This is a genomic window from Phyllobacterium sp., assembly GCF_037994405.1.
GTDB lineage: Bacteria > Pseudomonadota > Alphaproteobacteria > Rhizobiales > Rhizobiaceae > Phyllobacterium.
The window spans coordinates 1-12,760 of the sequence record NZ_JBBNAN010000040.1 but is presented as its reverse complement, the minus strand read 5'-3'; the positions used below and the strand labels follow the sequence as shown (position 1 = coordinate 12,760).

The following is a 12,760-nucleotide window of genomic DNA, read 5'->3' as shown; positions in this document are numbered from 1 at the left end:
GCGCGTAGTGTTCAGGAGACCCTGTTCTTCGAGCACAGGATAAGCCATGGCTGCGAGCAGTGAATTGACCTGCTTCAGGTCGCGAATGGTGTCGAGGTGAATGGAACTTGTTTCCAGGCTACGGGTCGTACCTTCGCGCAGCCGGCTGAAATGCCGGTCGCTGCTCTGCTTTTCCAGATCGCGCAAATGATCTTTCTCCAGAACCAGCTGATGTGCCGTTTCGCGATCGCGAGAAACAAGGACGTTGAAGGCCATGCGGGCATTCGTCAGGACTTTTGCGTGGAAATTGCTCAGTTCAAGCCAGCCTTCGTCGGTGAATTTAAGCTTGCGGTCCATCTTCTTCTGCACAAGCGCCAGCATGTTGCGTACGATGATGTCGCCGACTTGTTCCAGCTTCACGCAGGCGCCAAGCAATTCCCGGGCACGAGCCACCTCGTAGCTTGTCAGCTGCTTGGTCGTCAGCTTGGCAAGGTACAGTTTGATCGCCGCATGCTTGCGGTCAACCTTGTCGTCCAACGCCGACAATTCGTCGATGCGTTCCTGTTCGGGGTTCTCGTACAGATCGATAATGCGCCGCAACATGATCTCGACGGTTTCACAAACACTGACAGTCTCGCGTGTCGCATTGGCAAGCGCGAGGCTCGGCGTGTCGAGAACGCTTTCATCTAGGGCGCTGAGTTCTTCATGATCAAGGGACCGCGGTTGTTGAGCCGGCACATTGAGCGCAACGACAGCCTTGGTAACCCTAAGGACAAGCGCGGAAAGCGGAACGCCGGCAAGCAAGATGATGATGTTGAAGAGGATGTGGCCATTGATGACCTGGTCGGCCGGTGTGGCGCCGAGAAACGCGATTGATGGCTTGAACGTCAGATAAAGGACGAGGATCACCACCGAACCTGCGCCGCGCATCAAAAGATTGCCCATTGGCACGATGCGTGCCTGTGGGGCTGCATTGCGGGTCAGAAGCGGGGCAATAAAGGACGAGCCAAGATTGACGCCAAAGATCATCACGATGCCGAGTTCCGGCTGGATGAGACCACGGGATGCAAACGTAACCAGAAGCAGCACGGCTGCGATGCTGGAATGGAACAGCCACGTCATCACCGCCGCGAGCAGGAATGCCGTGACGGGATCGGTGTCGAGATAGCCAACGATAACAGGCAGTAATTCACTGTTGCGCAATGGTTCGGTCGCCTGGCCGGTCATTTCGAGCGAAAGGACCAGCAGGCCAATGCCGACGAGGATGCGGCCCATCTGCCGCCAGTTGCTGCGCTCTGTCGACATGAAGATCACTGTTCCAGCGACGAGACAGAGCGGCACGAGCAATGTGAGATCAAAGCTCAAAATCTTGACGACAAGGGCCGAGCCAACCTCGGCGCCACGCACGGCCATAAGGCCGGCGATGCCGCTGACAATGCCAGAGCCGACAAAGGAGCCGACGAGAAGGCTGACTGCGGTCGAACTTTGCAGGGCGATCGAGAGCATCAAGCCCCAGAGTACGGCGAGAAATGGATTGTGCAGGACGCCGCGCAGGCTTTGGCGCATACGCTCCCCGTAGGCGCGCTCGACACCAGTGCGAACCATGCGGGTTGCCCATAGCAGAAGCGCTACTGCGCCTGCCAGATGCAACAAAATTGCGGAACCGTTCACTTGGGGGCAATCCTGACACGTTGGAATACACGGTAATGCAACCACATGATTTTAGTTGCAATTTGTTAAGATAACATATCGTGCAAAAAGGGAAAAAAATATGTTCCGGCTAAGAAAAAATGTGTCGCTTTTGACAAAGTGTAACAGTTTCATGACAGTTTTGTGTTGATTACTTTTTCGTTTGCCGGCTTTCGAATATGAGTATCGATTTCGGACAAGATGAGCGGGGGATGACGCACTTGCGGGCCTTCCGCCCGGCCCTTATTTGTTGCAATATGTCTCTGGCTTGAGCGATAGAGCTTTAACCGTCAAAAAACGGCTTTCAGAACCGTCCAGTCTAACAACGAAGAGCAGCATGCGATTTTCGCCGTCCTTTCTCGATGAGATCAGGGAGCGTGTACCGATCTCCAGCGTGATCGGAACGCGTGTTTCGTTCGACCGGAATAAGACGAACGCGCCAAAGGGCGATTTCTGGGCCTGCTGTCCGTTTCATGGCGAGAAGTCGCCAAGCTTTCATTGCGAGGATCGCAAGGGCCGCTATCACTGTTTCGGCTGCGGCGTTACCGGCGATCATTTCCGCTTCCTGACAGAACTCGAAGGGCTGAGCTTTCCTGAGGCCGTGCAGCGCGTTGCCGACATGGCAGGCGTGCCCATGCCGGCGCGCGATGCGGAAATGGAAATACGTGAGGCGAAGCGCGCAACGCTCTATGACGTCATGGAGATGGCGACCAAGTTCTTCGAGGAGCAGCTGCAAGCGGCGGGCGGAGCGAAGGCACGCGCCTATCTGCGCGACCGCGGCTTGAGCGCTGCGACACAGCACGCGTATCGCCTCGGTTATGCTCCCGAAAGCCGCAATGCGCTAAAGGAGCACCTGGCATTGAAGGGCGCTACCAAGGAGCAGATCGAGGCATGCGGCCTTGTGGTCTATGGCGACGACAAGCCAGTCTCCTTTGACCGCTTCCGCGACCGCGTCATGTTCCCGATTGAGGATTTGCGCGGCCGCATCATTGCCTTTGGCGGCCGGGCGCTCGCGCCCAATGCTATCGCGAAATACATGAATTCCAACGAGACGGAACTCTTTCACAAGGGCAAGATCCTCTTCAATGCCCTGCGCGCCAGGAAGGCGGCTCAGCCGCAGGCGGGGCAACCGGCCAAAGCTGTCATTGCCGTCGAAGGTTATATGGATGTGATTGCACTGGCGCAGGCGGGTTTTGCCCAGGCAGTTGCGCCGCTCGGTACAGCCTTGACCGAGGACCAGCTCGATCTCCTTTGGCGCATGTCACCGGAGCCGGTGCTGTGTTTCGATGGAGACAATGCCGGCATCAAGGCAGCGCATCGCGCAATTGATCTGGCTCTGCCTGTCCTGAAGCCCGGGCGCTCCCTGCGTTTTGCCGTATTGCCGGAAGGCAAGGACCCCGACGATCTCGTCAAATCGTTCGGACCGCAGGCCTTTCAGGCAGTGCTCGACGATGCGCGGCCTTTGGCCGCCATGCTCTGGGCACGCGAGACGAGCGGGGGCGTCTTCGATACGCCTGAACGGCGTGCGGAGCTCGAAGCACGGCTCAAGCAAATGACGGCGCTGATTGGTGACGAGAACGTGCGGCGTCACTATGCGCAGGATGTTCGCGATCGCATCCAGCAATTCTTCAGTTCGGGTCAGCGTGGAAATGACCGGCGCAACAATGGTCAGCGCGGCAACAACCAGAATGGCTTTGGCCAGCAGAATAGCTATGGACAACGGGGCAGAGGTGCGGCCAGCGGACGCCTGGCGGTCTCGGACAGTCTGGCGCGTTCGGTGCTGGTCAAGACGACATCGGCGGCGCCTCCCTTGCGCGAGACCGCCATCCTGATGACCCTCTTCAATCATCCGCGTCTGATCGAGGAAGATTTCGAAACCGTAGTGCGGCTTGAGTTCAGCCACCCGGACCTCAAGCGCTTTCATGCGGCCATGCTCAATGCCATGGCGGAGCATCACGTTGCGACGGGCGGCGAGATGCGCAAGGCGATGGTGGATACCAGCCATGGCGCGCTGATTGAAGCGCTCGAGGCGCTGGTACGTCGTGCGCGTATGTGGACGGCCACGGCGGAAGCGGCAGAAGAGGATGCGTTGGAGGCTTTAAGACAGGCCATTCACTTGCATCAGCGCGCAAGCACACTACATAAGGAGCTGAAAGTCGCTGAAACCGCCCTGGCTACAGAAGCCACCGACGAAAATCTCAACCGGCTGCTCGATATTCAGAACGATATTCGCAATGCGCAGGCTACCGAAGCGCTGATCGAAGGGTTCGGAATACCTTCTGGGCGGTCGGGCAGGGGTTTTTGACCGAATTGATTCGCTTTTTTAGCGCGAATCAGTTGAGTCGGGGTTGACGTGGGTCAATAATGACGGAATCAGATTGCGCGGAATTGAAGATATTTGCAGGTCTAGCAGAAAAACCGGCAAATTCGGCAGATATGTAGCGTGCTCGCCACCGGGATAACAAGGTTAATCCGACATTAACAGGATTTCGGCTAGTCGATCATTTATTACCTTTATGGTGTAGGGGAACCGGTGCTGGCCGCACTCGTTGTTCCCATGCATGAACAAAGCGAACGTCGCTTGGAGATGAGAGAATATGGCAACAAAGGCAAAGGAAAACGAAGAAGTTGAAGTCGAGCGCGAAGGCGCGCCAGACGGTCCGCTTCTCGACCTTTCCGATGACGCTGTCAAGAAGATGATCAAGCTCGCGAAGAAGCGCGGCTATGTGACGATGGATGAGCTCAATGCGGTTCTCCCATCCGAAGAGGTCACTTCCGAGCAGATCGAAGACACCATGGCCATGCTCAGTGACATGGGCATCAATGTTGTCGAAGATGACGAGCAGGATGCGGATGCCGAGGAAGCTGACAACAGCGGCGATGACGAAAGCGAAGCCCGCGAGCTCGCCGATGCCACCGGCACCGCGGTAGCACCGACAACCACCAAGAAAGAACCGACCGACCGGACTGACGATCCCGTCCGCATGTATTTGCGTGAGATGGGAACAGTTGAGCTGTTGTCACGCGAAGGCGAAATCGCCATTGCCAAGCGCATCGAGGCTGGCCGCGAGACCATGATCTCTGGTCTGTGCGAAAGCCCGCTGACCTTCCAGGCGATCATCATCTGGCGCGAGGATCTGAACGAGTCGAAGATCCTGCTGCGCGAAATCATCGACCTTGAAACGACCTATGCCGGTCCCGAAGCCAAGCAGGCTCCGGTGATCGAACGTGTCGAGGAAGAGAAGCCAGCTGCCGCTAATGACCGGTCGCGAAGCCGCCGTGACGATGACGACATCACCAATGTCGGCGGCGATACGCCGATCGAGGAAGATGACGACGAGGATGATGAGGCCAATCTGTCGCTGGCCGCGATGGAAGCCGAACTGCGTCCGCAGGTCATGGAAACGCTCGACGTTATCGCCGACACCTACAAGAAGCTGCGCAAGTTGCAGGACCAGCAGGTGGAAAATCGCCTCGCTGCCTCAGGCTCGCTGTCGCCAAGCCAGGAGCGCCGCTACAAGGAGCTCAAGGATCAGCTGATCAAGGCGGTGAAGTCGCTGTCGCTGAACCAGAACCGTATCGAAGCGCTGGTTGCACAGCTCTATGATATCAACAAGCGTCTCGTTCAAAATGAAGGGCGCCTGCTGCGCCTCGCCGAATCTTACGGCGTACGCCGCGAGGACTTCCTCAAGGAATATCAGGGCAATGAGCTTGATCCGAACTGGTTGAAAGCTGTTTCGAACCTGACGACCCGTGGCTGGAAAGAGTTCACCAAGAACGAGAAAGACACGATCAAGAACCTGCGTACGGAAATCCAGAACATGGCGCAGGAAACCGCCATTTCTATCTCCGAATTTCGCCGTATCGTCAATCAGGTGCAGAAGGGTGAACGCGAAGCAGCGCTTGCCAAGAAGGAAATGGTCGAGGCAAACTTGCGTCTCGTTATTTCCATCGCCAAGAAATACACCAATCGTGGCTTGCAGTTCCTCGATCTCATCCAGGAAGGCAATATCGGCCTGATGAAGGCGGTGGACAAGTTCGAGTACCGCCGCGGTTACAAGTTCTCGACCTATGCGACGTGGTGGATTCGTCAGGCGATCACCCGTTCGATCGCCGATCAGGCGCGCACCATCCGTATTCCGGTGCACATGATCGAAACGATCAACAAGATCGTTCGTACCTCGCGCCAGATGCTGCATGAGATCGGCCGCGAACCGACTCCGGAAGAACTGGCTGAGAAACTGGCAATGCCGCTCGAGAAAGTGCGCAAGGTTCTGAAGATTGCCAAGGAACCGATTTCGCTGGAAACGCCCGTCGGCGATGAGGAAGATTCACACCTCGGCGATTTCATCGAGGACAAGAACGCGCTTCTGCCGATCGATGCAGCCATTCAGGCCAATCTTCGCGATACGACGACGCGAGTCCTGGCTTCGCTGACGCCGCGTGAAGAGCGCGTGCTGCGCATGCGCTTTGGTATTGGCATGAACACTGACCATACGCTCGAGGAAGTGGGCCAGCAGTTCTCGGTAACGCGCGAACGTATTCGCCAGATCGAAGCGAAAGCACTGCGCAAGCTCAAGCACCCGAGCCGGTCGCGCAAATTGCGCTCGTTCCTCGACAGCTGATGTTCTCAATCGCGTTATAAAAAAGCCCGGCATTGATGCCGGGCTTTTTGTTGTCGTTACCGATCTCAAAGTGACGGTACGCTTAGTTTCTTGCCACTCTTCTCCTTCACCATCAGCTTGTCGATATAGGCGAGGAAAAGCGCCGAGAAGACGAAAGCAAGATGGATCACAGTGAACCAGGTCAATTGCTGGGTTGAGAACTGTGTCAGGTTCAAAAACACCTGCAGGAGGTGGATCGAGGAAATGGCGACGATTGTCGATGCAACCTTGATCTTGAGCGACCCTGCGTCGATGGTCCCGAGCCAATGCACCTCCTCGGCTTCGTCGAAGCGGCTGACGAAGTTTTCGTAGCCTGAAATAATCACCATGACGACGAGGCTGGCGACCAGCGCGGCGTCGATCAGGCCGAGCATCTTCAGGATCGTATCTGTTTCGTCGAGGACGGTAACCTTGGCGACGAAGTCGACGAGCTTGCCTGCAAAGGAGAAGGCATAGATGCCGAGTGCCAGGGCAAGGCCGAGGTAGAAGACCACGAGAAGCCAGCGCGAGGCGAGGATGATGCTTTCAATGAAGATTTCGATGCGTTTCATGAATCGGGTCCGGTTGTTTTAGGAACTGGGCTCAAGCCATCACATAGCGACGAAGGATGTGAACTCAACCCACAATTACAAAAAAACCCGGACCTTCGCCCGGGTTTTTGCTTGTTTGCAATTGTATGACCGTCAGTTGTTGCTGGCCATCGGAGCAACCAGAGGTGTGATGCGCCGAATGGCAACGCGACGATTCTGCTGTTCGGGTCCATCCGTCTTGATTTTGAGATAGCGCTCGCCATAGCCTTGGGTTGCCATGTTTTCCGGCGGAATGTCGAACACATTCGTCAGGGCCTGAGCGACAGACTCGGCACGCTTGTCCGACAGAACGAGGTTGGCCTGATCCGAACCGACCGCATCGGTGTGACCTTCGATCAGGAACGTCTCGGCCGGATTCTTCTTGAGGATCTGCACCATAGCCTTCGCGACGCTTTCCAGGTGGCTGACTTGGTCCTCGCCGATTTCAGCGGAACCAAACTGGAAGGTGATCGTATCGAGGTCGACGCGGCGAACCTTGTCACGAATGCGTGCCGAACGCTTCACTTCGTCGATTGAATAGATGCGCTCCACCCGTTCCACAGGTGGCCGCTCGAAGAAGTCGTAGACATCCTCCTCGGGCGCCTGTTCAGCGTCCATAATATATTCGTTGACGGGAATGGTCAGACGCAGCGGCGGCAGATCATCGCCCGGATCCCGCCATTCGTAGCGCTCCTCGCGGTCATAGTCGGGTGTGTAGCTGAGCACGACCTCGCGTCCGTCCGGCATGATGCGCGACCGCTGGATCACATCGCCATAGCGATTGCGGATCGTGACGATTTGCACACCATTGTCGCGAATGATCGTTTCGCGGGTACGGCGGCGCGGCAGGTCCTCGTAATAGACATCCTTGGCGTCTCGGGACATGCGCGGGCGATCGGAGCTCTCAACGAAGACGTTGTTGTTGACTTCGACAATTGTCCGGTCGTCGTACTGCTTGATCACCTGGACATCGCCCGGTCGTTCATCGCGCCGGAAGTCTTTGATACGCGTACCCTTTTCGGTGCGAACCGGTTCGATCCTGACGGGAGCGAGTTGCTGTTGAACATCGGCATCGGTCGTTGGCGGTGGCGCTGGCGGCGTAGCCGCCTCCTGAATGACCGGCTTTTGGACTGCAGGTGCTTCGGTGGCCTGTCCGGTGCTATCGATCTTCACCTTACCCTTGTCTTTGCCTTCGCGGACGGGGGTTGGCTTCTCGCTGTCAAGGACAGGTGCCGCATTTGCAGGCAGGGGCGAAGCCGCCTGTTGTGCCGGCTTGGTTGCATCAGCCGGCGCTGTGACGGGGGCAGTTGCCGTGCCTTCGGAAGCCGGCTGACCCGTCGTGGCGTCAGCGGGTTTCGCCGGTTTGGCTTGCTTGGCGGGCACCGGCGGCTTTTCACCCGTTGCCTGTTCGGGCTTGGCGCCAGGCACTTCGCCAGCAGGCTCGACCGGTGCTTGCTTGGCGGCTTTTTCGGCGGCCTTCTTGGCTTCTTCAGCAGTCTTTTCAGTTTGCTTGTCGGCCGCCTTCTGCGCGCCTGCAGCTTTCTTGCGGGCTTCTTCTTCGGCCGCTTTCTGGGCTTCAGCAGCCTTGTCGGCTTCCTGTTCAGCAGCCTTTTTGGCTTTTTCTGCTTCTTTCGCGGTTTCTTGTTTAGTGGCCTTTGCTGCTCCAGCCTCGGCTGCTGCCTTCTTCCGCGCCTCTTCCTCTACCGCTTTTTGCTGTTCAGCTGCCTTGTTGGATTCAGCCTCGGTGGCGCGCTTTGCTTCTTCAGCTTTCTTGGCCGCTTCCCTTTCGGCTGCCTTCGCCGCCTTGGCGTCTTGAGCAGCCTTGCGCTTGACTTCCTCTTCTACAGCCTTCTGCTGCTCAGCAGCTTTGTCAGCTTCCGCCTGTGCGGCACGCTTGGCTTTCTCAGCTTCCTGGGCCGCTTGCTTTTCGGCAGCCTTGGTTGCCTTCGCGTCTTCGGCGGCTTTGTGTTTTGCTTCCTGTTCGATGGCCTTTTGCTGTTGCGCGGCTTTCTCTGCTTCAGCCTGTGCGGCGCGTTTGGCTTCTTGAGCCTGTTGCTTTGCCTGTTCTTCGGCCTGTCTCTGCGCCTTGGCTGCCGTATCGGCCTCTTCCCCGGCTGGTTTCTGGGCTTCCCCGGCGTGGCGACCCTTCTTCTTTAACTGCTCAGCCTCGGGGTTGTCCTGTGGTGCTGCCTCTTCAGCCTGCGCCAACATTTGCTGCGGCATATTCGTGTTGGATGAGATAAAGGGCCGGTTAAGAGGGGGCTGTTCCGCCATCGCCGACGGTGAGGAGAAGAGAATTGCCGTGGAGGCAAAAAAGAGCGCTGTCCGTTTCATTTTCATCCCTGTCTCGCGTTCCTTCTTGTTGAAACACGTCAAATGTTCGTGATCGCAACCTGGTTCCGCTTCGTGGCAACGGCTCGTCAGTTGCGATCCTCATTGCAGTTTCATTGCCGGTGGCAATGCGTCCGGCCTCGACATTGGCCGAACCCGATAACATCAGGATTGCAGGGTGAGCCTGTATCCGATGTGAAGGCGCCATTCATCTTGCGTTCATGTTTAAAATATGGACGCAGAAGCGCGCGCGATGTATTTGAGCGCATGTCCAAACAACCATTCTGGAAAATCAAAACGCTCGACGAGCTGAACCGCTCGGAATGGGAGAGCCTGTGCGACGGTTGCGGCCGCTGTTGCCTGCACAAGCTGGAAGACGAGGACACCGAAGAAATCTATTTTACAACAGTGGCTTGCACTCTGCTTGATGCGGGAACATGCCAGTGTTCAGACTATACGCACCGAAAGAAGAAAGTGCCGGACTGCGTCTTTCTTACCCCGGAGATCGTCCGTAGCGTCGACTGGCTGCCGGAAACATGCGGCTACCGGCTAATCGATGAGGGCAGGGACCTTTACTGGTGGCACCCTCTGGTATCCGGTAGTCGGGAAACCGTGCACGAGGCCGGTATTTCGGTTCGGGGCAGGGTCACCGCCTTCGACCATGATCTTGCGAGTGACGAAGAATATTTTGACCATATGATGCAGGCTGAACTGCCATCCTGAGCCATTTCGAGCTGAACCGCTGGTGAACAGCGCGTTGAGGATTTGTTCAGATCGTTCGTGGAACAAAGGGCGCCTGTCCGGTTTTCAGAATTCCTGAAGCATCCCCCCAATTCCCGGACAATCAAACAGGAGAACGCTCATATGGCTAGTCTTTCATTGAAGTTGCTGGCGGTCGGTGCTGCGATCAGCATCGGTGCAATCCTCGGCGCGAACACATCGAACGCTGCGCCTCTAGCCGCTTCGCCGGCAGTTGTTGAACTCGGTGCCGCGTCTGCGCCACTCGTGCAGGTCGACTATCGCTACGGTCACTATCGTCCGCCATACCGGCCAGCTGCCTGTACGCCAGGTCAAGCTGCCAGCAAGGCAAGCCGCATGGGAATCCGCGATCCTCGTGTTTCCGAGAACCGCAATGTTGTCCGTGTTTCCGGATGGAAGCGTGGTCTGCGCACCGCCGTTGTGTTTGCGCGGGCGCCGGGCTGCCCCATCATTCGCTGAGGCAAATGACAGCAAAAAAGAAGGGTGCCACAGGGCACCCTTTTCGTATCTATGGCACGATGTGATCAGTTCTTCAGTTCGAATGTCACGTTCACGTTCACGTTGTAGGTATTCTCACCCGTAGCAACAGGAACCGAGTCAGCAGGCGCTGCTGCCATCATCTTCGCCTCGCCCATGGGCATGGGGCGCGGGCTAAAGGATTGCTCGCTGATCTCAATCACCTTGCCAAGGCTGACACCTGCAGCTTCCGTCAAAGTCTTGGCCTTGGCCAATGCATTTGCAACGGCCCTCTTGCGGGCTTCTTCGACAATTGTGCCAGGCTTGTCATTGGTGAAGGTAAGGTTGCCGCCCTGATTGACGCCGAGCGTCACGGATTGGTCGAGGATCTCGCCTACCTTCTTCAAATCGCGCACGCGGACGGTCAGCGAGTTGGATACGGCATAGCCGACGATCTTCGGCGCCTGCGGCGGCTGTGTATTGTCCTTGTTTTCCGGATAAACATAGCGCGGGTCGATGCTGAAACCCGAGGTCTGCAGGTCGCGTTCGGCAATCCCGGCCTTCTTCATCGCATCGAGCACCTTGGCCATGGCTTCATTGTTGGCCGTTAACGCTTCGCGCGCCGTCGGCTTTTCCTGGAGAACGACCAGCGAAAGCACGGCCATGTCCGGCGCGGCTGCGGCCTGACCTTCACCCGTAACGGTGATGCGAGGGCGCGGTGCTTCGTCTGCCAAGGCAGCGAATGGCACCGCCATCAACGCCGTTGTTGCGAATGCCAGGCTCAGAATTTTTGATGTCATGGATATCTCCCCAGATGACGTGATGCTGATGCGTCGCAGGCGATTATGGGTGGATTAGGGCAAAGGGCAAAACATTCGAAGACCTATGCATTTTATGCATCCAAATGTTTTCACGTGCGTTTCTCCCTTACCGAACAAGGGAGTAAACCATGTCAGGTAGATATGCAAAGAACGGCCCTGAACGAATGGAGCCACGTGGTCGGCCGTCAACAAGCCCGATTGAAACGCACGATTGGGAAGAAATCGCCGATGATGAACTGTCGATACTTGGCCAGCGCCAGATCGAATCGGAGGATGCCGGAGAGCTGTCGGAGGACGATGACGACAACCCGTATCAAAACAGCGACGATGCCTTGCCCGACGATGAAGAGGAGAAGGAAATCGCTCGCGATCCCGAGCGGGAAGGACATCGATTCGGGGATTAGATCGTGGCGCTAGTCGTTGGTGGTGCGCATCCAGTAACCGATGTCCTTCCAGTTGGAGAAGACGGCGGCAGCACCTTTACCGAGAAGTGTTTGAGCATGGGCCGTATGCGTATGAGCGCCTCCAGTATAGCCAATGGCAGTCATGCCGGCGGCCACAGCACCTTCGACGCCGAAGGGTGAGTCCTCGATCACCACGCAACAGCTTGGATCAACGTCCATTTCGTTTGCAGCATGGAGGAAGAGGTCTGGCGCTGGCTTGCCGCGCTTGACCATGGAGGAGCTGTATATCGCATTGCCGAAATAACCCGTAAGCCCCGTTGTTTCCAGGCTGAAATGGATGCGTTCCAGCGAGGATGAGGAAGCGACGCAACGCGCTGCCCCAAGCTGATCGAGGAGGGGCTCTATTCCTGGTGTCGCCTGCAGGGATTGACTGAAAACACGCCTGGTTTCACGCCAGATACCTGTTTCGGCAGAATCGGGCAATTGGTGGCCCGTTAGTTCGGCGATACGCTTGATGATATCTGACTGCTTCATGCCGACGCACTTGGCGATTGTGCCTTCAGGCAGCAGCATCCCCTGACTGGCATAGACATTGTGATAGGCAATGGCTGCCAGCGGCTCGCTGTCCACAAGCACGCCATCGCAATCAAATATCACCAGATCAAATCGGTTCTGCGGCATTTCCGTCCTCTTTGTTACGAATTTCCCAGGCTTCTACATGCCCGCTGTTAATGCCCTTATAATGCACATAGGTCTTGACTAAAATACAAATGTTCAATATTCGATGATTGTAATTTGAACGGCTTCGGACACCCATTAGAGGCCGCGGAGGAGACATCATGGCTACGAATGTTGCATTGACGGGATTGGCGCGGGACATGCAGGCACGGGCGCAGACGGGCCGTCCGATCCGCATCGGGCTGATCGGTTCGGGCGAGATGGGGACGGACATCGTCACCCGTGTGGCGCATATGCCCGGCATCGAGATCGGGGCGATTTCCGAACTCAACCTGCAGGGTGCGCTGAAGGCGGTCGACATTGCCTATCAGGAGGAAGGGCATTCCCGGGAAGTGTCGAATGCCTCTTCG

The 12,760-nt window shown here is 56.8% G+C and carries 10 protein-coding genes and 1 pseudogene; 6 read left to right on the top strand and 5 right to left on the bottom strand.

The window, feature by feature from the left end; translation table 11 throughout:
* Window positions 1–1,650 (bottom strand): Na/Pi cotransporter family protein (locus tag AAAC48_RS02605; RefSeq protein WP_340652674.1); only part of this gene is annotated, 1,650 nt, incomplete at its 3' end.
* Between the two features lie 355 nt (window positions 1,651–2,005).
* On the opposite strand from AAAC48_RS02605, the gene dnaG reads away from it, so the two are divergent.
* Together dnaG and rpoD are read left to right on the top strand one after the other, a co-directional pair.
* Window positions 2,006–3,973: a DNA primase gene (gene dnaG / locus AAAC48_RS02600; RefSeq protein ID WP_340652673.1), complete on the top strand. Its 1,968-nt coding sequence runs from the start codon at window positions 2,006–2,008 to the stop codon at window positions 3,971–3,973.
* A gap of 292 nt (window positions 3,974–4,265) precedes the next feature.
* Window positions 4,266–6,293, top strand: a complete 2,028-nt coding sequence (gene rpoD / locus AAAC48_RS02595; protein ID WP_340652672.1) for an RNA polymerase sigma factor RpoD — start codon at window positions 4,266–4,268, stop codon at window positions 6,291–6,293.
* A gap of 65 nt (window positions 6,294–6,358) precedes the next feature.
* On the opposite strand, the gene AAAC48_RS02590 is transcribed toward rpoD, so the two are convergent.
* On the bottom strand, window positions 6,359–6,883 hold the full coding sequence (locus tag AAAC48_RS02590; protein WP_340652671.1) for a TIGR00645 family protein: 525 nt from the start codon (window positions 6,881–6,883) through the stop codon (window positions 6,359–6,361).
* 132 nt (window positions 6,884–7,015) lie between these two features.
* On the bottom strand, window positions 7,016–9,241 hold the full coding sequence (locus tag AAAC48_RS02585) for an OmpA family protein (protein ID WP_340652670.1): 2,226 nt from the start codon (window positions 9,239–9,241) through the stop codon (window positions 7,016–7,018).
* A 258-nt stretch (window positions 9,242–9,499) separates the two neighbouring features.
* Between AAAC48_RS02585 and AAAC48_RS02580 the strand changes: the two genes are divergently transcribed.
* Both AAAC48_RS02580 and AAAC48_RS02575 read left to right on the top strand, forming a co-directional pair.
* Complete coding sequence (locus tag AAAC48_RS02580; RefSeq protein ID WP_340652669.1) at window positions 9,500–9,955, top strand: YcgN family cysteine cluster protein; 456 nt, start codon at window positions 9,500–9,502, stop codon at window positions 9,953–9,955.
* Window positions 9,956–10,096: 141 nt separating this feature from the next.
* A complete protein-coding gene (locus AAAC48_RS02575) occupies window positions 10,097–10,450 on the top strand; it encodes an antifreeze protein (protein WP_340652668.1) in 354 nt (117 codons plus the stop codon).
* 65 nt (window positions 10,451–10,515) lie between these two features.
* Here the strand turns inward: AAAC48_RS02575 and AAAC48_RS02570 are convergent, their stop codons facing one another.
* Entirely contained in the window at window positions 10,516–11,202 is a 687-nt protein-coding gene (locus AAAC48_RS02570; protein WP_340652675.1) for an SIMPL domain-containing protein, read from the bottom strand.
* 194 nt (window positions 11,203–11,396) lie between these two features.
* Here AAAC48_RS02570 and AAAC48_RS02565 point away from each other — a divergent pair, with 194 nt between their 5' ends.
* On the top strand, window positions 11,397–11,672 hold the full coding sequence (locus AAAC48_RS02565; protein WP_340652667.1) for a hypothetical protein: 276 nt from the start codon (window positions 11,397–11,399) through the stop codon (window positions 11,670–11,672).
* Window positions 11,673–11,681: 9 nt separating this feature from the next.
* Here the strand turns inward: AAAC48_RS02565 and AAAC48_RS02560 are convergent, their stop codons facing one another.
* Window positions 11,682–12,353, bottom strand: a complete 672-nt coding sequence (locus AAAC48_RS02560; protein WP_340652666.1) for an HAD family phosphatase — start codon at window positions 12,351–12,353, stop codon at window positions 11,682–11,684.
* A 158-nt stretch (window positions 12,354–12,511) separates the two neighbouring features.
* Between AAAC48_RS02560 and AAAC48_RS02555 the strand changes: the two are divergent.
* Window positions 12,512–12,760: pseudogene (locus AAAC48_RS02555) on the top strand (homoserine dehydrogenase); the annotation flags it as partial.

What these genes read in the sequence shown, in the direction of transcription:
- dnaG (WP_340652673.1), top strand. Translation starts at nt 2,006, where the DNA reads ATGCGATTTTCGCCGTCCTTTCTCGATGAGATCAGGGAGCGTGTACCG.
- rpoD (WP_340652672.1), top strand. Translation starts at nt 4,266, where the DNA reads ATGGCAACAAAGGCAAAGGAAAACGAAGAAGTTGAAGTCGAGCGCGAA.
- AAAC48_RS02590 (WP_340652671.1), bottom strand. Translation starts at nt 6,883, where the DNA reads ATGAAACGCATCGAAATCTTCATTGAAAGCATCATCCTCGCCTCGCGC.
- AAAC48_RS02585 (WP_340652670.1), bottom strand. Translation starts at nt 9,241, where the DNA reads ATGAAAATGAAACGGACAGCGCTCTTTTTTGCCTCCACGGCAATTCTC.
- AAAC48_RS02580 (WP_340652669.1), top strand. Translation starts at nt 9,500, where the DNA reads ATGTCCAAACAACCATTCTGGAAAATCAAAACGCTCGACGAGCTGAAC.
- AAAC48_RS02575 (WP_340652668.1), top strand. Translation starts at nt 10,097, where the DNA reads ATGGCTAGTCTTTCATTGAAGTTGCTGGCGGTCGGTGCTGCGATCAGC.
- AAAC48_RS02570 (WP_340652675.1), bottom strand. Translation starts at nt 11,202, where the DNA reads ATGGCGGTGCCATTCGCTGCCTTGGCAGACGAAGCACCGCGCCCTCGC.
- AAAC48_RS02565 (WP_340652667.1), top strand. Translation starts at nt 11,397, where the DNA reads ATGTCAGGTAGATATGCAAAGAACGGCCCTGAACGAATGGAGCCACGT.
- AAAC48_RS02560 (WP_340652666.1), bottom strand. Translation starts at nt 12,353, where the DNA reads ATGCCGCAGAACCGATTTGATCTGGTGATATTTGATTGCGATGGCGTG.